Source organism: Methylobacterium sp. BI1, from assembly GCF_056680125.1.
Genome location: NZ_CM155267.1, coordinates 4,914,050 through 4,936,265 on the forward strand (window position 1 = coordinate 4,914,050; position 22,216 = coordinate 4,936,265).

At 64.1% G+C, this 22,216-nt stretch carries 18 protein-coding genes, 1 tRNA gene and 3 pseudogenes; 7 read left to right on the forward strand and 15 right to left on the reverse strand.

The window, feature by feature from the left end; translation table 11 throughout:
* Positions 1–155 precede the first annotated feature (155 nt).
* The 4 genes from AC1MGR_RS23280 to AC1MGR_RS23295 all read right to left on the reverse strand — a co-directional run bounded on the left by AC1MGR_RS23280 (position 156) and on the right by AC1MGR_RS23295 (position 2,439).
* Positions 156–722, reverse strand: a complete 567-nt coding sequence (locus tag AC1MGR_RS23280; RefSeq protein ID WP_480233108.1) for a PilZ domain-containing protein — start codon at positions 720–722, stop codon at positions 156–158.
* A 140-nt stretch (positions 723–862) separates the two neighbouring features.
* Positions 863–1,288, reverse strand: a complete 426-nt coding sequence (locus AC1MGR_RS23285) for a hypothetical protein (RefSeq protein WP_480233109.1) — start codon at positions 1,286–1,288, stop codon at positions 863–865.
* Positions 1,288–1,896: a recombinase family protein gene (locus AC1MGR_RS23290; protein WP_480233110.1), complete on the reverse strand. Its 609-nt coding sequence runs from the start codon at positions 1,894–1,896 to the stop codon at positions 1,288–1,290. Before AC1MGR_RS23290 ends, AC1MGR_RS23285 begins: the two co-directional genes overlap by 1 nt.
* A gap of 264 nt (positions 1,897–2,160) precedes the next feature.
* Positions 2,161–2,439: a hypothetical protein gene (locus tag AC1MGR_RS23295; RefSeq protein WP_480233111.1), complete on the reverse strand. Its 279-nt coding sequence runs from the start codon at positions 2,437–2,439 to the stop codon at positions 2,161–2,163.
* Here AC1MGR_RS23295 and AC1MGR_RS23300 point away from each other — a divergent pair.
* A protein-coding gene (locus AC1MGR_RS23300; protein WP_480233112.1) for an IS5 family transposase occupies positions 2,364–3,133 on the forward strand; the annotation gives its coding sequence in 2 pieces (ribosomal slippage) (positions 2,364–2,679 and positions 2,679–3,133; 771 coding nt in all). The two genes, AC1MGR_RS23295 and AC1MGR_RS23300, sit on opposite strands and share 76 nt — an antisense overlap.
* On the opposite strand, the gene AC1MGR_RS23305 is transcribed toward AC1MGR_RS23300, so the two are convergent.
* The 5 genes from AC1MGR_RS23305 to AC1MGR_RS23325 all read right to left on the reverse strand — a co-directional run bounded on the left by AC1MGR_RS23305 (position 3,123) and on the right by AC1MGR_RS23325 (position 9,817).
* Complete coding sequence (locus AC1MGR_RS23305; RefSeq protein ID WP_480233113.1) at positions 3,123–4,088, reverse strand: molybdopterin-dependent oxidoreductase; 966 nt, start codon at positions 4,086–4,088, stop codon at positions 3,123–3,125. The genes AC1MGR_RS23300 and AC1MGR_RS23305 overlap by 11 nt on opposite strands.
* Before the next feature lie 226 nt (positions 4,089–4,314).
* Entirely contained in the window at positions 4,315–5,586 is a 1,272-nt protein-coding gene (locus AC1MGR_RS23310; protein ID WP_480233114.1) for a hydantoinase/carbamoylase family amidase, read from the reverse strand.
* Positions 5,587–5,899: 313 nt separating this feature from the next.
* Positions 5,900–7,417, reverse strand: coding sequence for an FAD-dependent monooxygenase (locus AC1MGR_RS23315; RefSeq protein WP_480233115.1), 1,518 nt, complete (start codon positions 7,415–7,417; stop codon positions 5,900–5,902).
* 391 nt (positions 7,418–7,808) lie between these two features.
* A complete protein-coding gene (locus tag AC1MGR_RS23320) occupies positions 7,809–8,453 on the reverse strand; it encodes a class I SAM-dependent methyltransferase (protein WP_480233116.1) in 645 nt (214 codons plus the stop codon).
* A 194-nt stretch (positions 8,454–8,647) separates the two neighbouring features.
* Entirely contained in the window at positions 8,648–9,817 is a 1,170-nt protein-coding gene (locus AC1MGR_RS23325) for an alpha/beta hydrolase (protein WP_480233117.1), read from the reverse strand.
* Between the two features lie 490 nt (positions 9,818–10,307).
* Between AC1MGR_RS23325 and AC1MGR_RS23330 the strand changes: the two genes are divergently transcribed.
* From AC1MGR_RS23330 to AC1MGR_RS23340, 3 genes and pseudogenes are all read left to right on the forward strand, one after another.
* Positions 10,308–10,547, forward strand: a complete 240-nt coding sequence (locus tag AC1MGR_RS23330; protein ID WP_480233118.1) for a hypothetical protein — start codon at positions 10,308–10,310, stop codon at positions 10,545–10,547.
* A gap of 73 nt (positions 10,548–10,620) precedes the next feature.
* Positions 10,621–11,626 (forward strand): annotated as a pseudogene (locus AC1MGR_RS23335) (IS481 family transposase).
* A gap of 68 nt (positions 11,627–11,694) precedes the next feature.
* Positions 11,695–11,976, forward strand: a pseudogene (locus AC1MGR_RS23340) (transposase); the annotation flags it as partial.
* A gap of 262 nt (positions 11,977–12,238) precedes the next feature.
* Here AC1MGR_RS23340 and AC1MGR_RS23345 read toward each other — a convergent pair.
* Entirely contained in the window at positions 12,239–13,282 is a 1,044-nt protein-coding gene (locus tag AC1MGR_RS23345) for an IS110 family RNA-guided transposase (protein WP_480233119.1), read from the reverse strand.
* A 60-nt stretch (positions 13,283–13,342) separates the two neighbouring features.
* Between AC1MGR_RS23345 and AC1MGR_RS23350 the strand changes: the two are divergent.
* Together AC1MGR_RS23350 and AC1MGR_RS23355 are read left to right on the forward strand one after the other, a co-directional pair.
* A pseudogene (locus AC1MGR_RS23350) lies at positions 13,343–14,235 on the forward strand (IS3 family transposase); the annotation flags it as partial.
* 77 nt (positions 14,236–14,312) lie between these two features.
* Positions 14,313–15,415 (forward strand): IS3 family transposase gene (locus AC1MGR_RS23355; protein ID WP_463775996.1). Its coding sequence is split into 2 segments (ribosomal slippage): positions 14,313–14,574 and positions 14,574–15,415, totalling 1,104 coding nucleotides; the frame shifts between segments, so codons are not numbered across the junction.
* Between the two features lie 20 nt (positions 15,416–15,435).
* Here AC1MGR_RS23355 and AC1MGR_RS23360 read toward each other — a convergent pair.
* The 4 genes from AC1MGR_RS23360 to AC1MGR_RS23375 form a co-directional block, all read right to left on the reverse strand.
* On the reverse strand, positions 15,436–15,792 hold the full coding sequence (locus AC1MGR_RS23360; RefSeq protein WP_480233120.1) for a hypothetical protein: 357 nt from the start codon (positions 15,790–15,792) through the stop codon (positions 15,436–15,438).
* Positions 15,793–16,309: 517 nt separating this feature from the next.
* Positions 16,310–17,650 (reverse strand): glycerol-3-phosphate transporter, encoded by a 1,341-nt coding sequence (gene glpT / locus AC1MGR_RS23365; RefSeq protein ID WP_480233121.1) that lies wholly within the window; start codon positions 17,648–17,650, stop codon positions 16,310–16,312.
* 223 nt (positions 17,651–17,873) lie between these two features.
* Positions 17,874–19,385 (reverse strand): glycerol-3-phosphate dehydrogenase, encoded by a 1,512-nt coding sequence (glpD, locus tag AC1MGR_RS23370; RefSeq protein ID WP_480233122.1) that lies wholly within the window; start codon positions 19,383–19,385, stop codon positions 17,874–17,876.
* Positions 19,386–19,483: 98 nt separating this feature from the next.
* The gene (locus AC1MGR_RS23375; RefSeq protein ID WP_480233123.1) at positions 19,484–20,245 is read right to left on the reverse strand and encodes a DeoR/GlpR family DNA-binding transcription regulator; all 762 of its coding nucleotides are present in this window, start codon (positions 20,243–20,245) and stop codon (positions 19,484–19,486) included.
* 430 nt (positions 20,246–20,675) lie between these two features.
* Between AC1MGR_RS23375 and AC1MGR_RS23380 the strand changes: the two genes are divergently transcribed.
* Complete coding sequence (locus AC1MGR_RS23380) at positions 20,676–21,488, forward strand: IS5 family transposase (RefSeq protein WP_480233124.1); 813 nt, start codon at positions 20,676–20,678, stop codon at positions 21,486–21,488.
* A gap of 579 nt (positions 21,489–22,067) precedes the next feature.
* Here the strand turns inward: AC1MGR_RS23380 and AC1MGR_RS23385 are convergent.
* Positions 22,068–22,143, reverse strand: a tRNA-Lys gene (locus AC1MGR_RS23385).
* Positions 22,144–22,216 lie beyond the last annotated feature (73 nt).

Sequence of the window (22,216 nt, forward strand, 5' to 3'; positions counted from 1 at the left end):
TGACATGCTTCCAAGGAGCGCCAGGCACGCAGCGCTCGTACAGCTTTCCACCGGGCCCAATGTCCCAGCGAAACATCTCCAGGGCGCACGCCTCGTTCTTGGTCAGGCGTACGATCGTGGGGAACGAACGAGAAACACCACTCGCGGTGCGCCGGTCATATTGCCGTCGAACGACGGCCTTGCCCCTTGCTGAATGGAGGTGCCAGGAGCTTTGCAGGCGATGCGAGTATCGGAGCGGCGCTGGTGCTGGGAAGCCCTTCCCGCGGTCGATCGAATGGATCCGGCAGGGGCGCGATGTGCGCCCAGCCCATGGCGTTGCGCCGCTCGATCAGATCCATGACCGCATCGACGGCTCGACGAAGGCGCACGCGGGTCATCGTAGCTTGGCTGTCCAAGGCTGGATTGAGCGCTTCGAAGACGAGGTCCTCCTTGAACGCGGTCTCGATGAGGATCTCCTCGACCTCATGGCGAACAGGATCAAGAAATTCGATGCCGTAGCCATCCGCTTCTCGCCGGGCGATGCGGCACGCACGGGGCAGAGTACTCATGCCGATCGCAAGATCGAAGTTTGCCGGGATGGGCGCGTTCTTTGGCGTTCGAACGAAGCTTCCGTGCGTGGAAATATCTGTAATAAGGCAAGGAATGGGATTGCTGGAGAGCGGCGCGAAGATCCTTGCTTCGAGATTGCACTGTTGTCGCGTAAAGCGCCGCCGATCAAGCATTTGCTATACCATCTTGTTGTATTAATACATCAACGTTGGGCCAATATCCCGATTGCCGAGTTAACAAAAAATGAAAATAATCCAGAAAATAATTCTGTGGCAACGCGGAACATTTGATTAGACATTGGACGGGCGAAAATTTAGTACGGCCCGCCGAAGAAATCGCCCAAAGCTTTGCGCTTGAACAAGGTATACCAGCGCCGCCGCTGATGTTCGGGCCGATCGTGGTTCATGTGGCAGCGCTGGCAGAAAGCGGCGAGGTTCTTGGGCCCGTTGTTCGCCGTGTCGTGATCGCGGTGTCCGGTGGCCAGAACCACGCGCGTGGTGCGCACGCTTCCCAGAACATCATCGGACCCCATCGCCAGACAGATGAAGCGCCCCGCCCCATCGCGCCAGGAGCCCGCCTCTCCATCCCACCAGCGCCCATCGCCGAGATGAAAGACGCGCTGTCCATGCGGACGGGCGCAGACCTCGCAACGTCCCTTGGCTCGCTCGAAGCGGATCACGGCCGAGAGCTGGGGCCAGTCGATGGGATAGAAGAAGCGGTGCTCACGCCGGATCGGCATCAGGAGGACGCCCGTCGGGTCGCCGCGGCGGCAAGGTCGGCCTGGCTGCGCGTGCGCGCCTGGGGGAAGTAGCTGTAGAAGGTATCCCGGCTGACCCCGAGGCGCTTGGCGATGGCCGCGATCGAGATAGTGCCCGAGTGCAGCAGGGCGCGACCGACCTCGATGTCAGCTGGCGTCAGCTTCTTGGGTCGTCCCCCTTTACGTCCTCGCGCCAGGGCCGCCTTCAGCCCCTCCATGGTGCGCTCGCGGTTGAGATCGAGGAAGTACTCGGCCATGGCGCCGTGCGTCCGCAGGGCAAAGCGTCCGTGCGCCGTGTCGCTATCGAACTGCTCGGTGAGGGAGCGGAGGTGGACCTCCTTCACGCGCAGGGCGTCGATCGTCCGCATCATCTCGACGAGGGAGCGGCCCAGGCGATCGAGCTTCCAGACCACGAGCACGTCGGTGGGTCGAAGGTAGGCCAGCGCTGCCTCGAACTCGGGACGCTTGGTCCCAGCCTTGCCGGACTTCTTCTCCTCGAACAGGCGCTCGCACCCGGCTCGTGTCAGCGCGTCACGCTGCAGGTCGAGGTTCTGGTCGACGGTGGATACGCGGGCATATCCGACGAGCATGTCGGGATAGTGATTCAGGCGCGTTGAATCCGCTCATATTTTCCCGACAGAAACGATGCTGTTTTAGGGCACTCGGACCAGCCCCCGCAGGAGTGACGGGAAACGGTCGGATACCCGACAACGTAGCAAATAGGACGAATGTCTTGTTTGGGTGGATCTCTTCCGGTCCGGTTCCGTACGATGGAGCCGTCAGAGCGGACGTCGCGTACCCACCCGTTCACGAGCCGCCTTGGCCGTTCGAAACGGGGATTAAATGACCAATTTCTATTCGGTCACACTGATTCGCACCCGGTGCCAGCAGGTGCAGAGGTAGCCTTTGTGGTTCCAAGTGTCGTCCGGCAGCGCTGGCTGCGTCTGGCCGGCCACGTCCCAAGCGCGAACGGCCAGCTCATGTTCACCTAGGGTCTGTCGTCGCCTGAACGGATTGGTTTGGCTTTCGTTTTCGTCTCTCTGATGCAGGAGGGACGATGCTGAGCGACGCGCAGTGGTCTGAACTGGAGCCCCTGGTGGAGGCCTGCCGGCCCAAGGCCAAGACGCCCCCACAGGATCTTCGGCGCACGCTTACAGCCATCCTCTGGCGGCATCAGAACGGGGCCAAGTGGCGGGCTATTCCGGAGGATCTGGGTCCCTGGTGGCGCGCTGCGCAGATCTTCATCCGCTGGTCCCGTGCCGGCGTCTGGGAGCGACTGCTTGGCCTCGTGCAGGAGCGGGGCGTCCAACTCGGGATGGTGTTCCTCGACGGTACGAACATGCGAGCGCACCAAAAGGCGGCGGGAGCTGCCAAAAGGGGGGATCTGGGCCCGAGCGAGATGCTCGTGAAGCTCTTGGCCGCTCACGTGGCGGCTATGGCACCAAGGCTTGCGTGATCGCGGATGGACGGGGTCGCGCCATCGCCTTCCGGTTGGCGCCCGGTCAGGCCCATGAACTGCCCCATGCGGTTCCGCTGCTCGACCAGCTTCCGGGTGTGCCCAAGTGGGTCGTCGGGGACCGGGGCTACACCAGCCACGCCTTTCGTGAGCACATCTGGGACATGGGCGCGCGGCCCGCGATCCCGCCTCAGCGCCACGAAGCACCCGTCGCCTGCCCGGACTGGATCTACAGCAACCGCAACCAGGTCGAGCGCCTCTGGGCCAGGCTCAAGGAGTGGCGCGCCATCGCCACACGCTACGAGAAGACGACCGTCAGCTTCATGGGCGTCCTCTGTCTTGCCGCGGCCCTCGATTGGCTCAAGCGATGACAGGCCCTAGAGGCAGATCGAGTTCCACGCTCCAGAACGTCCAGGCGAACGGCGCATCCGGCTCGTGCTCCAGATCAGCCTGCCTCCAGCTCCGGCCGCCATTCCCGGAGACATCGACGCGCACGATGGCCCGGTCGCCGGCCACGGCGTAGCCGCGAATGCTGTTCCGTCCGGCCCTGAGGGCAGCCCCGCGCTCCGGCTCACAGATCGCGGCGTTCAGCGGCATCGTGTCGATGGTGTGCCCTTGGCCCGGGTCCGCCGTCTCCGCGGTCACGTCGGGCGGGTACAGCTTGTAATCGTCTGCCTGGATCGGGGTGTCGGACGGATGGTTCTGCACGGTAAGGCGCCGGAGCCATTTGGGGCTGCGCACGCCCGCAAAGCCCGGTACCACCGCGCGGACCGGGAAGCCGTGCTCGGGCAGCAGCGGTTCCCCGTTCATGGCGTAGGCCAACAGGGTCTCGGGCGCCATTGCCTTGGCGAGCGGGATCGATGCGCCGTACGGCTGACCATCCACCCGGTCGTGGCTCTCGAAGGCCACATGGAGATCTGCGGCATCCGCGACACCCACCTCGCGCAGGATGTCGCCGAGACGGACCCCAGTCCAAGCGGCCGTCCCAATAGCACCGGCATCCCACGGATCACCGGATACAGGGGCAACCGCGCGCATGTCGGCGCGACGATTGCCGGCGCACTGCATCGTTGCCGTGACGATGGCTTCCCGGAAACGGGTGCGCAGGTCATGCAGTGAAAGCTCCAGCGTGACACCGGCTCCGCCATCGACGGTAAGGCGCCAGGTTTCCGGGTCGAGGTCTGGTAGATCGCCGTGCGAGCGGACATAGAAGATTTCCACCGGTGTCCGATAGGAGGCGCGCAGTTGGCCCAGAGGCGGTTCGGCATTGTAGGGCCGATCGCCATGGACGATCAGGCGAGCCTTTCGCTCGGATAGGCTCGACATCGGGGCTCCCGTTCGGATGAGGACACGGGAGTGAACGCGCCGACAGCGGTAAAGCTCAATCGATGCCCTGAAGACTACCGAGGCGAAGCTGCCAGACGGACGACGAACGGATGCTTCGGAGAAGCGACGAAGGTGGTTTGCCCGGCTGGCATGCGTCGACAGAAGGCGGTCCCTTTCTCCCCCAGGTTTCCTCCGGATCTGACCGGCCGCTTCCAGCCACGGACAGTTAGGATGGGTGGCGGGGGCCGTCGGACATCCCACGTTCCGGTGTGTTCGAACCGTTGGCCAAATCTTCGATGACGAAGGTCAGCACGTCCAGGCCGGCGTCAATATCGTTGGGATCCACGGTCCCGGCCGGCCCCCAACCCACGCCGCCTCGGCTCCGGATCAGCACCGACCCCATCGGTGCGATGAAAGCCATATTGGATGCATCGGTCACCATACCCTGCGCCAGCCGCCTGACAGGGTGGCCGGACGCCTCGACGGCGCGCTCGAATAGCTGGACGATCCCCGGATCGCACCGAGTGGCGTCCGGATCGACGCTGTGCTCGATGATGATCTTTAGTCGGCGGCGCGCGGCTATTCCTTTGAACGCCGCGACGAGTTCCACTGCGGCCGCGCGTCGCCCGGCATCGTCGGATGATTCGACCAGGACCCCGAACGTCACCGAACCTGTGATCACGGACGTCGGCACAGGCTCGACGTCGAGGCGCACGATGGTGACCGCAACATCCTCCCGCGCCAATCCGATGCGCTCCGCTCCGAGGATGCAATCCGCCGTCCCGGCCAGGGCATCGCGCCGGTCCCTCGTCGGGACCGTTGCAGCGCTGACGGCGTGTCCCTTCAGCGTGACCCGCAGGATCATCGACCCCGACAAGGCCGGAACGACTCCGACCGGTGATCCTGACTGCTCAAGCACCGGACCAGCCTCGGCCGCGACTTCGAGATAGGCGAGGACGTCGTCCATGATGCGCCGCGCGGACGTGGCCCCCTCGAGGTTCAGGCCGTGCGCCTCCATGGCTTGCCGCAGAGTAACGCCGTAGTCGTCATCGATGTCCAGCATATGCGGATCGAACCGGCCCGCAACGGCTTTGCTGCCGAGCCTGGGTATGCCGAACCGGCCTGCCGCGTCCTCGACGAAAGCGACGACCTCGATTGCATGTCGCAGCGGAGAGCCACGCTGGACGACACGTTCGACGGCCGCGATGCCCATGAGCACGCCGAGCGTTCCGACGTAGCGGCTGGCGTCCGAAGCGGTGTCGACGTGCCCCCCGATGACGACGGCCGGGCCTCCGGGTATCGACCCCTCGAGTCGGCCGATGAGGTTGCCGGCGGGATCGCGCCGGGCCGACAGGCCAGCCTCCTCCATCCAACCGAGGACGAGCCCCTCGGCTTCCGCCTGCTGGGGACTGAAGACGCGCCGCGTCAGATTCCACGGATAGGCGCTGACCTGGCCAAGGCGTTCGATGCGGTCGTTGACCGTATCGGCCGTGCTCACGACGATGCGCCGATTGCGACGGTGACGAGTTCGGTTCGCATGTCGGCCCTCCAGATCATGACGTGACGTGACCCGGGCCGACCACGCCCGCCTGCGACCCATCCGTCGCAGGAAATGGCGGCCTCAAAACCCAGTGCGGGGGAATCTGACGCGACCAATTTTGCGACGCTCATGCGAAATGTTGTCCGATTGTAACAATCGCGCCTCCCGGCCCCTCTTCGGCGCCGTCAGGAGCGAGAGTGCGGTGGGGATGGCGCTAAGCCGAACCGGTTGTCGACTGGCCGCCCGGGTGGTTTGCAGCCTCCGTGCCCCGTCATCGACCGAACCATCGCGTCATCGCCGAACCGAGGGCCGACTCGTCGGGAGGCGTGTCGCTGGCGAAGGCGACGACCCCGTCGGGCCGCACGAGCGCGGCCTGCAGGCCCAGGCCGTCGTGCGCGGAACCCGCGACGTAGCCGATCCTCGCGGCATGGCGGTCCGCGAGGGGCCTCAGCGGCGCGCGAGGATCGAAGTCGAGGAGCAGGCCCCTACCGTCGCGCATCACGGCCGCGACCTTCCTCCCGTCTCCTAGGCTGAAATCGGGAACGCTGCATCCGACCAGCGGATGGCCGTCGCCGAGATCGTGGCGGAGCGAGATGCCCCAAACGCGCTCGGCGAAGTAGGCCGCACCATCCGGCGTCTCGATCAGGTCGCGCACGATGGCTTCGAGCGCGCGCGAACTCGGGCTCGGCCGCATCAGCGCGACCTGGGCCCGCGACCAGTCCAGGACACGGGCCCCGACCGGATGCCGCTCGCGCTCGTAGCTGTCGAGGAGGTCGGCCGGCGCATCTCTCCGGATCGTGGCCGCAAGCTTCCAGCCGAGGTTCATCGCATCGCCGAGCCCGAGGTTGAGGCCCTGGCCACCCAGCGGCGAATGGATGTGCGCCGCGTCCCCGGCCAGCAGCACGCGGCCGTCGCGATACGCGCTCGCCTGATGGGCACGGTCGGTCCAGGTGGTCGTGAGGTGGAGTGTCGTCACCGCGACATCGGTGCCCGAGATTCTCCGCAGTACCGCCTCTACGTGCTCGCGGGTAACCGGTGCGGAGCGATGGAAGGCGCCGCCATCGAAATCGGCCATCGCAAGCGTGTCGGGCGGCATAAACAGGTACATGCCCTCCGTCGTGTAGTGGCGGCCGGGCTTGAGCGCATCCGCACCGGCGAGTTCGGCCTGGACGGAGTAGCCGGTGAACTCCGGCTCGGTGCCGGTGAATGCGATACCGGCCCCCTTGCGCACCGTGCTGCGGGCGCCGTCGCAGCCTATGAGCCATCGCCCCCGGAACGATTGGCCGCCCGCCTGGACAACGATGCACTCATTGGTCTGGGTGAAGCCCTCGATGCCCATGCCCCGCATGATCCTGACGTCCGATGCCCCGGCACGCGCGGTCAGGACGGCTTCGATGCTCGCCATCTCGGCGGCGATGCTGCCGACAGCACCGGACAAGCGATATGGCCAGCGTGCGGTGTCGATCCGATCATGGAAGAACTGGATGCCGGCGAAGTGCCCGCCCGGTCGGCGGCCCTGCATCAGGAAATGCGCCGTTCCCGGCGTGGTCCGGGTGGCCGCGCAAGCCTCGACCTCGTCCAGTAAGCCACGGCGGTCGAGGCTCTCGATCGTTGGGACGGACAGTCCGCGTAGCCCGAACGGCGCGCGCTTCAGCGGCGAGGAGGGATCCTCGCTCCGTTCGAGGATGAGTACTGAGCAGCCAGCCAGCGACAGCTCGCAGGCGAGGAGCAGGCCTACGGGACCTGCGCCGCCGATGATCGTGTCGTAGAGCGGGGTGGAAGCGGACATAGCAGAGCTCCAGGGTCGCTGTTCGACCGGAGCGTTTCCCGACACCGAGACCCGCGCGGACGAACGGTCGGACGCGCAGGCGCGTCCTTCAGTTCGCCGCGGGGATCAAAGGCACTGGGCCAAAGACCAGAGCTTCCGTTACCGGAAGGACTTGGGCTTACCAGACCAAGTCTGCCTTTTCCGACACAGAAACGATAGCGTACCCGTGAACGAGAGACAACGGTCAAGCTGCTGCGGTTGAAGCATCGAGATCTTGGCAGAGACTGCTTCCGGGTGCCGCATCGCGATCCCTCTCCGTCCGCATTTTGTGCGATACCGGGCGATCTCCTAGCTAAAACTGAATGTCCGCTGCCGCGCGGTGGGCCGAAGCCCGCTCAGGTTTCAGGCTGACTCATGCGCCCCTCTCCGGCGGTGATGTACGGCCGACCACGGCATAGAGCGGGTCACTCGAGCCGTCTTCCGGCAGCACAGCGCGGGCTTCGATAGCGGAGAATCCTGCATGTCGCAGGTAGAGGTCGATGAGGCGAGCGTGATCGGCTCCGCTGACAGCGCGCCAAATGGCGACAGCTTTGGTTGGAAAGCAGCGGTTCGAATAGGTTATGATCAAAGGTGCGCCGGGCCTCAGCACACGCGCAACCTCGCGCAGCACGGCTACGGGATCCTGCAGGTACTGCACTCCGACGCAGATGAGGGCAGCGTCGATGCTGGCCGTCTCGAGCGGCAGCATCGGATCGGTATTGAGATCTTTCAGGAAATGCTCTGTCAGGCGTGGGTTGGCGACAAGCTCCGAGATGTTCAAACCATGCCCGATTACCGCGGAATAGGCGACTTCCGCAGGTAGATGGCTGACCCAACTGGACATCAGATCGAGGATGCGTCCGCCGGGTGGCAGCAGCATGCGGTAGAGGTCGGTGACAGCTTCGATGGCCGGATCGTCGATATGCGTCACGAAGCGCGGCTGCGCGTAGAACAAGGCATCCGGCGACTGGTCCTGCTTGGCAAATGCCTCAGGGGGTAATTTGGGGAGGGTGGTCATCGCCATTCCTGTTTGCCAGCCTCACTGTCCGACCGACAAACAGATCGTTCGACGGTGAAACACAATCGGGCTCCTCGCCCCTGAATATTTGGCCCCGATTCTCGGCTTTGCCCTTGGGGGTGATCGTCGCGCTCTGTCGTCGGGGAAGCGCGAACGATGAAAGACAAGGAACGAGGCTAGTGTGCCTGGCGGTCTCAACGGGCCTTAATTGCGATCCAATCGATAATGGCATCGGCAATTGCGCCGTTGTTCATCTCCAGCATCATCATATGCCCGTTGCCATGGACGCCGTGCTCGGCGAGGGCGAGACGATCCGGTTTTGCGCCTGCTTGAGCCAGGAAAGCACTCGTGCAGTCATCCATCGTTGCCCGGAACGAGGCTTCGCCGGTGACGATGACGGCCGGTACCTTGGCAAGGTTCGGGAGCTGCCGAGCTGGTTCAGCCTGGAGCCAGCAGCGAATCTGACCCGGTCGGGTTGGCTGGCCGGCTTGTACCACCTTCAAGTCGGCCGGGGAGCTCACAGGGGGCTCGAAGCGGAGCGGCACACGGGTGATGCCGTAGGGCCGGGCGCGAGCCTCACCGACGCGCTCGTACCATTCCTCTCCACCCTTGAACTTGATGTCATAGAAGGTCGGCCCGTTCGGCTCGACGGCAACGTGCGCTTTGACGAGATCGGGCCGCTGATCGGAGACGGCCCAGCCGAACACCCCAGCCTGCGAATGAGTCAAGACCACCGAAGGGCCGATCTTCTCAAGAAGGGCGATAAGCGCCGGATTGACTAGCTCCTCGCTCTTCAGCGCGCTGGCGATATACGGCACCTGCGAGAGATAAAATTGGTCGAAGGCCGCATTGCCTTTCACGCCGGGACCGCCGGGCCATTGAGTGTGAAGCTTGGCCTGCGGGAAGAGGTCGAACCTTTCCTGACCCGTGAAGATGCTTTCCAGGTCCCCGGGTGCGAGGCGAGCGTAGGGACCGTAGACCTCCGGGTTGTCGCCTGACCGACCTCGGCCGACCTGATCGACGACATAGACGGCAAAACCACGGTCGACGAAGTGATCTACCCACCCACGCCGGCCATCAGGTGTGGCCAGGAAGTTCACCCCGGTCTGTGCGGTGCCGTGTACCATCACAACCGGGAAAGGCTGCGTCACCTCGGATGGGGCATGGAACTGGACGAACATCTGCCCGGTAGCGAGGTCCTTTCCGGCAACGGTCTCGTAGCGACCGCCGACGAAGAAGTAGCCCTCACGCTGGGCCGGCTTGAAGGTTGCCGGTACATTGGGGGGCACTGGAGCGGGCTCGGATTGGACCGTCACAGTGAGCCCGAACAGGATGCAAGCCCCAAGTAGCGCTAACCTCGGCATCGACGTCCTCCCGTGGACGTCTGGCGCGCCCTTTGAGGAGTATCAATGGCGACTGTGCCTTATGTCCATCCGTGGGGCTCGTGAAGCTCGACCACGCTCGCAGTTTCGAGCCCCCACCCACCAACGAAATTTGTCCTTACCTCTCCCAGTAGCGGCAGCTTGACCGTCTCTTGCTCGCCTAAGCGGCGAGGGCCACGGAGACGGAGCGATTGTCATTGAGCTGGCCACGTCGCCCTTAATGAAGGAGCCCCCTCGCCCTCTACGCCTATGTCGCCCAAGCACTTTAGTAGCCACGCAGCTGAACAATCACACTTAGATCATAACAATAATCACCGAACAAATCGATAAGATTGTAGTATATCAACGGACGAACAATTACGAATCATTATGAACAGCGGCGGGCAGTAGGCCAGGAATTGTCGTGTCGCTTTCGTCGCCCTTTCGAACTTAGTTCGACGGGGAGGTGTTTACCCCTGACACAGGGAGCGCCATGGTCGAGAATCCTTCCGACTTCGTTCGCGACTGGATCAGCGCAAACGTTCAGAGTGCTTCGACCGACGTTGGCGACATCGAAACACGCATCGCAGAGAGTGCCAAGTGTCTGAAGGCCGCCTCGCGGGAGGCCGAGCTTCCGCAAGATGACCCGGAGTTGGCGCCAGATCTACTTCGTGATCTGATCCACGCAGCGATCCAGCCACGTGCAATTCGGAATCATGGTGGAGGCGAATGACTACGGACATTCCAGCTAGATGTTCGGTCCCACTGTGTGGTGGTACGACTGATGCCGCATGGAGGGACGCGCTATGGGACAGGTTCTTCACGGCAGCGCCACGACGACTGAGACGGTCCGTCGCGCAATCCAAGCTCGTCAAGAGAGCGTAAGGGCCGCTGCCAAGCGCTACGGCATCAGCGCCACGACGGTGCAGAAGTGGCGCTCACGCCAAACCAGCACCGATGCTCGGATGGGACCGAAGGAGCCCCGATCCAGCGTACTTAGCTTGGAGGACGAGGCGGTGATCGTGGCCTTCCGGCGGCATACCCTGCTGCCGCTCGATGACTGCCTCTACGCGCTGCAGTCGAGCCTGCCGCATCTGACCCGCTCGTCCCTGCATCGCTGCCTACAGCGTCACGGCATCAGCCGCCTGCCGGATATCGACGGCGACAAACCTAAGCGCTCGCGCTTCAAAGCCTACCCGATCGGCTACTTTCACATCGACATCGCACAAGTCAGCACCGAACAGGGCAAGCTGCACCTGTTCGTGGCCATCGACCGCACGAGTAAATTTGCCTTCGTCCAACTGCACGAGAAGGCGACGCAACGCATTGCGGCAGCCTTTCTACACGATCTAGTCGCCGCCGTGCCGTACACGATCCACACGGTGCTGACGGACAATGGCATCCAGTTCACCGACAATCATCCGGTGGACGAGGAGGCTGAAGCTAAGGCGGCCGCCTACTGGGCGATCCAGGATCGGCCGCGCATCTACCGCTGGCACTCGTTCGATTGGGCTCAGCGTGCAGACCAAGATCGAGCATCGCCTGACCAAGCCGCGCTGCCCGTGGACGAATGGTCAAGTCGAGCGGATGAACCGAACCATCAAGGACGCCACGGTCAAGCGCTACCATTACGCCAGCCATGACGAGCTCCGGCAGCACCTGCAGCTTTTCGTAGATGCCTACAACTACGGTCGTCGGCTCAAGACCCTGCGCGGCCTCACGCCCTACGAATTCATCTGCCACACTTGGACGAAAGAGCCAGAATGCTTCAGGCTCGATCCGTCACACCACATGCCGGGACCAAACATCTAGCGCCATGGCCTGTCTCCTGGAGAGTGGTCCTTTCTGAGGTATGGCTTCGCGCCATGTGGCGGATGTTCCTGGGACGGAAGAAGCATACGGGTGAGGAGATCGTCGCCAAGTTGCGCCAAGTTGATGTCTTGGTCCCGCAGGGCCGCAAAGTTGCTGAAGCAATCCGGTCCATCGAGGTGACCGAGGTCACGTACTACCGCTGGCGTTCCGAGTACGGCGGTCTGAAGGGTGACCAGGTCAAGCGGCTGAAGTCCCTGGAGACCGAGAACCAGCGCCTTCGTCGAGCAATCTCCGATCTGACCCTGGAGAAGCTCATCCTGAAGGAGGCAGCCTCGGGAAACTTATTCTCTATTCGGGGTTCATCGGTCAACTCCCTTTCGTGCGCATCCTAGTTCGGCGCGTGAACGGTCCTGTGGAGCTCTTGCTTCTCTCCGAGGTCGGCGTGGGCCGCCTCATGATGGGATCAGAGGGAGTGGGTGGAGCGATTCTCAAGCCGCGCGCTCGGCAGAACCGACGCTTGAGTTTCCTCGGTCTCACCCGCTCCCGTCGTCCCCACAGGGACCTCCTCCACGCCGGAGGAGCTCGGTGTTGCGTGATGCTGGTGTGCGGGCCTCAGGCCGCCGTAGCGGTCGCGACCGACCAGCGGAAGTCCGTCTCGTCGCGCCACATGCGGTGCAGCACAATCGCCAGCTTGCGGGCGACGGCCACGAGCGCCTTCTGCATGCCCCGCCGCTTGGCCACCGCCAGTCCCCAGACCTTCAGCGAGGACCACCGGCCGCGCGGGCTGGTCAGCAGCACGAGCGCGGCCTCATACAGCGCGGCACGCATCATCGTGTCCCCGCACTTCGAGATCCGTCCGATCCGCATCGTCTCGCCAGACTGGTAGAGCCGCGGCGTCAGACCGTAATGTGCCCCAACGCAGTGCGAGCGCCCGAACCGAGCCGGATTGTCGACGCAGGTGCGGTAGGTCAACGCCACGATCGGCCCGACACCGGGCGCGGTCATCAGCCGCCGGCAGATCGGATCGGTACGGACCTGGTCCAGCAGCATCTTGTGCAGCTTGGCGAGCTGGGTCCGCAGCGCGGAGCGTGCCTCCAGCAGCGGCAGGACCACGGCCGCGACGAACGGCAGATCAAGCACGAGGTTGCGCACGCGCTGCTCGAACCCGGCAGCCCCCACGACGCCGACCTTGAGGCCGAAGTTGCGCAACTGGCCGCGTAGGTCGCTCTCGATGTCGTAGGCCTTGCGCTGCAGGAGCTTGCGCGAGGTCAGGAGCAGGCGGCGTTGCTGGCTGGCCGGCGTCTTGACGTGAACCGGCTTGAACAGGCCGACCCGCATCATCTGGGCAATGCCCATGGCGTCGTTGCGGTCGGTCTTGTTGATGCGCGCCGAGAGGGCGGCGTGCATGTGACGGGTCTCAACGCAGATCGCCGGGAGCCCTGCCTCGACTAGGCCGGCGTAGAGCCAAGGCGAGAGCGGCCCTGCCTCCAGGCCGACACGCCCGTAGCTGTGCCCGAGGTCGCTGAGATGCCGGCTGATAACCTCGGGATGGCTCTCGACCGTGGCGCGGTGCACGACCTTGCCGTGGGGATCGACGATGCAGATCGCGGTCTCCTTCACGGAGACATCGAGGCCGACGTGGTGCTGCTGGTCCATGGCAGGGCTCCGAGGTTGGTTCGGAGCACCATCATGCCGCTTCCACCGCGCGACGCACCCCGAATACCCCATCTGAGCCCGGCTCGCCGCCGGGCCTGTGTCGACTTCGTCGTTGCCGAGCATGGCGTATCGGAACGCTTCGCCTGCCGTGTCCTGGGCCAGCATCGTTCGACCCAACGCAAGGCCGCCGTGGTGGTCGAGGACGAAGCTGCTCTGACGGCCGCGATCATCGCATTGGCCGTCCAGTATGGGCGCTACGGCTACCGTCGGATCACGGCCTTGCTCCGGCGTGACGGCTGGACGGGGAACGTGAAGCGCGTCGAACGGATCTGGCGGCGCGAGGGGCTCAAAGTTCCCGCTCGTCAGCCGAAACGGGCACGCCTCTGGCTCAATGACGGCGCCTGCCTGCGACTACGGCCCGAGCGGCCTGACCACGTCTGGTCCTACGACTTCGTCGAGCACCGCACGCACAACGGACGCAAGTACCGGATGCTGAACGTCATCGATGAGTTCACCCGCGAGTGCCTGGCGATCCGGGTCGCCCGTAAGCTGAAGGCGCTGGACGTGATCGACGTGCTCTCGGATCTGTTCAGTTTGCGCGGGGTGCCGGGGCATATCCGCTCGGACAACGGGCCGGAGTTCATCGCCAAGGCCGTTCAGGACTGGATCGCGGCGGTGGGATCGACAACCGCTACATCGAGCCGGGCAGTCCGTGGGAGAACGGCTATTGCGAGAGCTTCAACGCGAAGCTGCGCGATGAACTCCTCAACGGCGAGGTGTTCTACACCCTCAAGGAGGCCAGCGTCGTGATCGAGCAATGGCGGAGGCACGACAACAGCATCCGGCCGCACTCGTCGCTCGGCTATCAGCCGCCTGCGCCCGAGGTCGTCATCTGGCCATCCGAACCGAGCGGCTCAGGGCCGCTCGCTCACCCCGCCATCGTCACGCGACCTGACCCTGACCCAGCAAACTGGTCCGCGCTGAGCGCAAGTTTTTCGGGCATCCTGAACCCTGAAGGAGGGTGGATGCCATGCCTCGCAAACGCTTCACGAATGAACAGATCGCCTTCGCCCTGCGGCAGGCGGAGAACGGCGCCTCGGTGGACGAAGTTTGCCGGAAGATGGGCGTGTCCGAGCCGACCTTTTATCGCTGGAAGAAGCAGTTCGTCGGCATGGGCGTGCCGGAGATCCGACGGCTCAAGCAGCTGGAGGACGAGAATGGTAAGCTCAAGCGGCTGGTCGCTGACCTGACGCTGGACCGCTCGATGCTGCAGGACGTGCTCAAACGAAAGTGGTGAGGCCCGCCGTTCGCCGTGAGGTCGCCGGTCATTTGCAGGTGGCTTACGACATCAGTGAGCGTCGGGCCTGCCAGGCCACCGGCTTCGGCCGTTCGTCCCAGCGCTATACCAAACGCTCTGATCCGCAGGTCGCGCTGCGGATGCGGTTGAAGGAGTTGGCTGCCGCACGGGTCCGCTACGGCTACCGGCGGCTGCACATCCTGTTGCGACGGGAGGGCTGGAATGTGAACCACAAGCGCACTTACCGGATCTACCGCGACGAGGGCCTGTCGATCCGGTCCAAGCTGCCCAAGCGCAAGCGGGCGTGGCGCTACCGTCAGGGGCGACCGGCGATCGGCGGACCTAACGAGGTCTGGGCGATGGACTTCGTATCCGACCGCATCTTCGACGGGCGTCCGTTCCGGATCCTGACGGTCGTCGATTGCCACACGCGAGAGGCGCTCTCGCTCACGCCGAGAGCCAACTTCCGCGCCTACCAAGTGACCGAGGCGCTCGACGCCTTGGTCAATCTGAGGGGACGGCCCAAGAGCCTGCGGGTGGATAATGGACCGGAGTTCGCTGGGCGCATGCTCGACCAGTGGGCTTACCTGAACGGGGTCGAGATCGACTTCTCCCGACCGGGCAAGCCGACCGACAACGCTTACATCGAGTCGTTCAACGGCCGTCTACGAGCGGAATGCCTGAACGCCTCGTGGTTCCTGTCGCTGGCCGATGCCCGTGAGCGCATCGAGGACTGGAGGTGCCACTACAACGAAGATCGACCCCATATGGCTCTGGGCGGCTTGACGCCTCGAGCCTTCGCCAACCAAGCTGCCATAGCCCGAGAACTTGCATAAGCCGTGGACCACAAACGGGGTCAAGTCCAGACCGACGATGCACTGACTTCGAACCTGGGCCACCAAATGGGGGCAGGCCACTCGACGACGCGAATGGCCTCCTTCGCTTCGCGAACGGAACCGCCTTGTTCGAGTACCTCGTGAACGAGGGCCCCTCTAAATCGCGCCTCCTTCACGTCGATGACATCGGCATACCCCAGCCTGACTGTCACATCCCGGCGACGATAGTAGACGGCGACCGCCCTGCCTCGACCACGCAGAACCAAGCGGATGAAGTCGGCGTCCCACCATTCCTTGATGCAGCCTTCGAATTGGCCTGCCTCGGCCTGACGATTCACATCGACGACGAAGGAGTCGATGATGTCCGTCCTCTGCACACGACTTCGACTTTTTCGTAGGCCGCCTCCGTGCACAAAACGTACACTCAAACCGTGAAACGTATTGACTTCACGAGACTCGAATGAATACGGGAGATAGCCTGTTTTTGGAGCCTTCTGAAAGCTTTATGCTGAATAACCCAAGCATTGGTAAGTTTTCCGTGAGCAGCTTCCCAAGCTGGATGTCGTCGGTTCGATCCCGATCGCCCGCTCCATAGATCTTCCATGTGTTTTCGAGCACTCACGCGGAGGCGGACAAGCGCAAACCGTCTTTGCTGGATGCGGATCTAAAGTTCTGGACAGATGATTCGGCACCGGCCGGACTTCTCCGGCGACCAGCTTCGCCTGCGGGCGTCACTTCTCCCGCAGCCACTCGGCATCGACGGAAGGACTGCCTTGCGAATCAAGGGCTAGCGCCGGCGTTCACCGCGAACGGAGTGCGTCCACTCCGCCAGCGACCGTTCCTCGGCATTTCGACGTACTCCCGCCCCGGATCCACCTGCTGAACGCCCCCCCGTCAGGAGCGCGGCTCTGCGACCACCGTGTGATGGCTAAGGGTCAGGCCGAGGAACACGATCGCCAGGACGCAGGACGCCAGCAGGAGGATGAAGCAGCCGTTCCAGCCGTAGTGGTCCGTCGTGTAGCCGACCAGAGCACTCGCTGCCACCGAGCCGCCGAGGTATCCGAACAGGCCTGTGAAGCCGGCGGCCGTTCCAGCTGCCTTCTTGGGCACCAGTTCCAGGGCCTGCAGGCCGATCAGCATGACGGGCCCGTAGATCAGGAAGCCGATGCAGATCAGCGCTCCGAGGTCGACGCCCGGATTTCCTTCCGGATTGAGCCAATAGACGAGTGTCGCAACCATGACCCCGGCCATGAAGACGACGCCCGTCGCGCCACGATTGCCACGAAACAGCTTGTCGGAAAGCCAGCCACACAGGAGCGTGCCGGGGATACCGGCCCATTCGTACAGGAAGTAAGCCCAGGAGGTCTTGTCGACGGAGAAGTGCTTGGCTTCCTTGAGGTATGTGGGCGCCCAATCCAGGACGCCGTAGCGTAACAAGTAGACGAAGACGTTGGCCAGCGCGATGTACCAGAGCAGGCGGTTCTTGAGCACATGCTCAACGAAGATCTCCCGCGTAGAAAACTCGCGCTCATGGTTGGCGTCGTAACCTTCGGGGAAATCCTGCTTCCAGGTCTCCACGGAGGGCAGGCCGCAGGATTGCGGCGTGTCACGCATGTTCAGGAACGCGAAGACCGCCACCCCGAGTGCCACGGCCGCCGGAACATAGAAGGCTGAGTGCCAGTCATTGGTCCAGGCCAGCCCGATCAGGAACAGCGGTCCGATCAGGCCACCGCCGACGTTGTGAGCCACGTTCCAGACCGATACGACGCCGCCGCGCTCCTTCTGGGACCACCAGTGAACCATGGTCCGACCGCTCGGCGGCCAGCCCATGCCCTGGAACCAACCGTTCAGGAACAGCAGGATGAACATCGTGCTGACGCTCGAGGTCGCCCAGGGCGCGAAGCCGAAGAGGAGCATCACCAGTGCCGACAGCACCAGGCCGATCGGCAGGAAGTAGCGGGAATTCGAACGATCCGAGACCAGACCCATGAGGAACTTGGACAGGCCGTACGCGATGGCGACAGCGGAGAGGGCGGTCCCGAGTTCGCCGCGGCTGTAGCCCTGCTCGACGAGGTACGGCATGGCCAGGGAAAAGTTCTTGCGCAGCAGGTAGTAGCCCGCATAGCCGATGAAGATTCCGGCGAAGATCTGCCAGCGCAGACGGCGATACGTCGGGTCGACGCGGTCCGCGGGCAGGAGGGGTCGGTGGGAGGCAGGGGCCAGGAAACCGATCATGGCGAACTTTCGTGCTTCGGACTGGACGACGAGGCTGCGGCGGCGCAGGTCGATGGGGTCTTGGAATCAGGCGCCTGTCGCACCCGCCCTGCCGGGGGATCGATCAGTCTCGTTCGGTCGAAGCATCTGTTCCTCCTGAGTCGTGGCATATCTCCGGCCGGGACCGGGCTGCCCTTGTTGGTCGTCCTTGAGAATGCGCGTCGTGCGGTGCGGTCGCTCCAGCTCAGCCGGCCGCGGCTACGGCGGCGGGCTCCCCGGTCTGCGCCTGAGAGGTCGACATCCGAGCCGCAAGGGCTGCGGTGTCGTCCGCCGAAAAGGCGAGCCCGAGCTTGGAACGGCGCCAGAGCACGTCCTCGGCGGTGCGAGCCCATTCGTGCGTCATCAGCCAGCGCAACTCGCCCTCGTGCAGGCCGTGACCGAGGTCGTCGCCCAACCGCTCGGCGATCCGCAGAGCGTCTGTCCCATAGGCCGCCACCATGCGACGGACGGTGCCCGGTGCCAGACCGGGTGCCGCGTGGGCGAGTCGGTCCTCGACACCATCAACCGCATCCACCGGGAAGTCGCCACCCGGAAGGGGCGCTGTCCCCGTCCAGTGTCCGCCACGTGCGCCGAGATGGCGGCCGATCTCCACCAGGGCGTCCTCGGCCAGCTTGCGATAGGTCGTGATCTTCCCGCCGAAGATGTTCAGCACGGGAGCTTGGCCGGCCGTGCCCTCTGTCTGCAGGACGTAGTCGCGCGTCGCCTCCTGCGCCTTCGACGCCTTGTCGTCGAAGAGTGGGCGCACGCCAGAGAACGTCCAGACGATGTCGTCACGGCGCAGCGGCTCCGCGAAGTACTCGCTCGCGGCCCGAAGGAGGTACTCGGTCTCTTCCTCGCTGATAACCGCATCCGCCGGATTGCCGGCGAAATCCCGGTCTGTAGTTCCCACCAGGGTGGTGTCGTTCGCGTACGGAATGGCGAAGATGATCCGCCCGTCCGCATTCTGGAAGATGAAGGCGCGGTCGTGGTCGTAGAGCTTGCGCACCACGATGTGCGAGCCCTGCACGAGACGGACGTGCCGCGCCTCGCTCTGCCCCAGGGGACCCTGGATCACCCGGTCGACCCAGGGACCGGCCGCATTGACGAGGAAGCGCGCGGCCACGGTCTCCTCACGTCCTGAGGCGCCGTCACGCTGCACGATGTGCCACAGATCGCCCACCCGGCGGGCGGACACCACGCGCGTGCGAACCGCGATCTCGGCACCCTTGAGACGGGCATCCCGCGCATTCAGGACGACCAAGCGGGTGTCGTCCACGCGCGCGTCCGAATATTCGAAACCGCGGCGGAACTCGGCTTTGAGCGGAGCGCCGATCGGACCCGTGAGGTCGACCCGACGGGTGGCCGGCAAGCGCTTACGACCACCGAGATGATCGTACAGGAAGAGGCCGAGGCGCAGCAGCCAGGCCGGCCGCAGACCTGCATGCAGGGGCAGGACGAAGCGGAGGGGGCGAACGATATGGGGCGCGATGCCCCACAGGACCTCGCGCTCGGCCAAGGCCTCACGAACGAGGCGGAACTCATAGTGCTCGAGGTAGCGCAGGCCGCCGTGAATCAGCTTCGTCGACCAGGCCGAAGTGCCGCTGCCCAGGTCGTTCTGTTCCGCGAGGAACACCGAGTAGCCTCGGCCGGCGGCATCTCGGGCGATGCCACAACCATTGATTCCCCCGCCGATGACGGCAACATCGAACGTGCGCATGGTCCTCCCCTCTTTCGTATCGCCGCTATCGGATGCGATTACGAAAGTGAGACGAATAAATACGAAACAAATCGAAAGTCAATCACAAGCGCCGACGCTTAGCGGCCAGTTTCCACGAGCCGGACTCCGGATGCCTTGCAGAGGTCGCGTACCGTCTCGCTCGGACAATGATCGGTGACGAAGGTCCCGATCTGGCTGAGTTGGGCCAGACGCACCGGTGCCGTGCGCTCGAACTTCGTGGAATCTGAAACCAGGACGACGTGCCGGGCATTGGCGATGATCGCCTGGGCCACCCGTACCTCGCGGTAATCGAAGTCGAGAAGCGAACCGTCCTCGTCGATCGCCGACGCGCCGATGACGGCGAAGTCCACCTTGAACTGACGGATGAAGTCCACGGCCGCCTCACCGACGATCCCTCCGTCGGAGCGGCGGATCAGGCCCCCGGCCACGATGCACTCGATGTCGGCGCTGGCACGCAGGGCGTGGGCGACGTTGAGGTTGTTGGTGATCACCATCAGGCCGGAATGGCCCAGGAGCGCCCGGGCGACCGCTTCTGTCGTGGTGCCGATGTTGATGAAAAGGGACGAGCGGTCCGGGATGAGGTCGGCCGTCGCGCGCGCAATCGCAGCCTTCTCCTGTGCGGCGATCACGTTACGGGCCTCGTAATCGAGATTTTCCGCGCCTGATCCGAGGACCGCGCCGCCATGCACGCGCGACAGCAGCCGCGCATCGCACAGGTCGTTCAGGTCCTTGCGGATGGTTTGCGCGCTGACCGCGAAGCGGACGGACAGGGCTTCGACAAGCACCCGTCCCTCGTTACGCGCAAGGTCCATGATGGCGTTCTGACGCTCTGAGAGCATGCGGCCCAATCCCGATCCGATGAAACCGAAAGCTGTCGGGGCGCAAGCGAAAGCGCAAGCCCGGATCGCGAAAGAGCATAGCGAACCAGATGCATACGGCGCCTCACGCCATCCTCTTGCTAGATGGTGCCTGCAGAGGGAGGCCTTCGACGGACTTGCCCAAAACTTGGAAAACTCGTCCGGAAAGATGGCGTCGTACCTGGATGGGGTGTCGCTGGTACGCGGTCCATGCGCCGAGTCAGGGGAAGGCCGTACCGGGCCCCGCGGATCGGCGGTGCCGATTCTGTTCGCATCGTGCGCGGCCCCGGGTTCCCAGGGCATCAGCGGATTATCGGCTCTTAGAGCCCGTCCGATAAGGGTCTGAGGCAGGGTTGAGTGGCCGGGATGGCAGTGGTTCCAAGAGGGTGCTGAAACCTGACCTGGATCTGCCATGTGGACCCCGACCACCCGGCGGCAGCATAGCCGTGCGGGCCTGCGCTATGAAACCGACCTGACAGATGCCGAGTGGGCGGTGATCGCACCTCTGATGCCGGAGCCGGCGCCATGTGGCCGCCCACCAGTCTGGACGACGCGGGAGGTCCTGAACGCCATCTTCTACGTGCTGCGAGGCGGTATCGCCTGGCGGCTGATTCCGAAGGACCTGCCTCCACGCAGCACGACGTTCGGCTACTTCGCGCGCTGGCGCGACGACGGCCTGTTCGGCCGGATCAACCATCACCTTGTCATGGTGGACCGCGAGCGGGCTGGTCGGCATGCCTCACCTACCGCCGCGGTGCTCGATAGCCAGAGCGTGAAGACCACCGAGAGCGGTGGCCCGCGGGGCTACGACGCCGGAAAGAAGATCAAAGGCCGCAAGCGTCAGGCCCTGGTCGATACGGACGGGCGCGCTCTCGTGCTCGACCCACAGCCCGCCGACGTGCAGGATCGCGATGGGGCCGGACCGGTGCTGCGCCTGTCGCGGCGGACCTTCCCGTTCATCGCCAAGGCCTTCGCCGATGCAGGCTATGCGGGCGATAGGCCCGCGACTGCAACGATCATCGCCGTCGACATCGTGCGCAAACCCAAGGATCAAGTCGGCTTTGCCGTGCACCCCCGCAGATGGGTGGTCGAACGCTTCTTCGGCTGGATCAGCCGCAACCGACGCCTTTGGAAAGACCCGGAGGCGACCCTCGCCTCGGCCCAAGCCTTCCTCTACGCCGCTGCCGTCATGATCCTCGTTCGACGGCTGGGACGCGCCTCATGACTTATCGGACGGACTCTTAGCTAAGAGGGAGGCCTCGGCCTAGAAAACGCTTCTCCCAAGGTGCTCGGCGGCATTGAGCCCTGCTATCTGTCGCTGATCACAGACAGCTTAGGCGGCGCCCTGGCGGGCAGACCTCCACGGCTGCGAATGTCGAACATTGCGCAACGCTCGCACTGCAATCTGGAATGCTCGGCCTCCGCCAGTTCTTAAGCCGGCCGTAACCTTAAGGGAGCAAACTGGGTCGACAGATTTGGGATCGAACCATGCACGTGTCCTTGTGGCGGCTCTGGATCACGGTGAAAACCATCGTCGCAGTGGGGCTACTGGCAGTGGGATCCCTGTACTCAGCCGCCATCGTCGACCGGCAAGGCCTGAACCCCTTCTCAGTCGCCCTGGCCGAACCGGCCGTCACCGGCTCGTTTCGGCGGAGCCCAGGCAAATAGGCGTGCAAGATCCGTAATGGCTGACCTTGTCACACCCAATCTGCCGACCTGATCGTGCAAGCGAGGGCGAGACATTTCAGCCCAATACGCCGTACCGATACGGCGTTAAGACAATCGGCTAAGTCAGAAAGGGAATTGGTGGGTGCACAAGGGTTCGAACCTTGGACCCGCTGATTAAGAGTCAGCTGCTCTACCAACTGAGCTATGCACCCAACGCCTTGCGGCGATCGCTGCGGCCCACCAAGTCCGCCGCGACGAGGGGGCTGATAGCAAACGCCCCGGGGG

Coding starts and splice junctions, on each gene's coding strand:
- glpD (WP_480233122.1), bottom strand. CDS start 19,385: ATGCGCACGTTCGATGTTGCCGTCATCGGCGGGGGAATCAATGGTTGT.
- AC1MGR_RS23285 (WP_480233109.1), bottom strand. CDS start 1,288: ATGCCGATCCGGCGTGAGCACCGCTTCTTCTATCCCATCGACTGGCCC.
- AC1MGR_RS23380 (WP_480233124.1), top strand. CDS start 20,676: ATGTGGACCCCGACCACCCGGCGGCAGCATAGCCGTGCGGGCCTGCGC.
- AC1MGR_RS23315 (WP_480233115.1), bottom strand. CDS start 7,417: ATGTCCGCTTCCACCCCGCTCTACGACACGATCATCGGCGGCGCAGGT.
- glpT (WP_480233121.1), bottom strand. CDS start 17,650: ATGATCGGTTTCCTGGCCCCTGCCTCCCACCGACCCCTCCTGCCCGCG.
- AC1MGR_RS23345 (WP_480233119.1), bottom strand. CDS start 13,282: ATGGACCAGCAGCACCACGTCGGCCTCGATGTCTCCGTGAAGGAGACC.
- AC1MGR_RS23280 (WP_480233108.1), bottom strand. CDS start 722: ATGCTTGATCGGCGGCGCTTTACGCGACAACAGTGCAATCTCGAAGCA.
- AC1MGR_RS23320 (WP_480233116.1), bottom strand. CDS start 8,453: ATGACCACCCTCCCCAAATTACCCCCTGAGGCATTTGCCAAGCAGGAC.
- AC1MGR_RS23290 (WP_480233110.1), bottom strand. CDS start 1,896: ATGCTCGTCGGATATGCCCGCGTATCCACCGTCGACCAGAACCTCGAC.
- AC1MGR_RS23375 (WP_480233123.1), bottom strand. CDS start 20,245: ATGCTCTCAGAGCGTCAGAACGCCATCATGGACCTTGCGCGTAACGAG.
- AC1MGR_RS23305 (WP_480233113.1), bottom strand. CDS start 4,088: ATGTCGAGCCTATCCGAGCGAAAGGCTCGCCTGATCGTCCATGGCGAT.
- AC1MGR_RS23325 (WP_480233117.1), bottom strand. CDS start 9,817: ATGCCGAGGTTAGCGCTACTTGGGGCTTGCATCCTGTTCGGGCTCACT.
- AC1MGR_RS23330 (WP_480233118.1), top strand. CDS start 10,308: ATGGTCGAGAATCCTTCCGACTTCGTTCGCGACTGGATCAGCGCAAAC.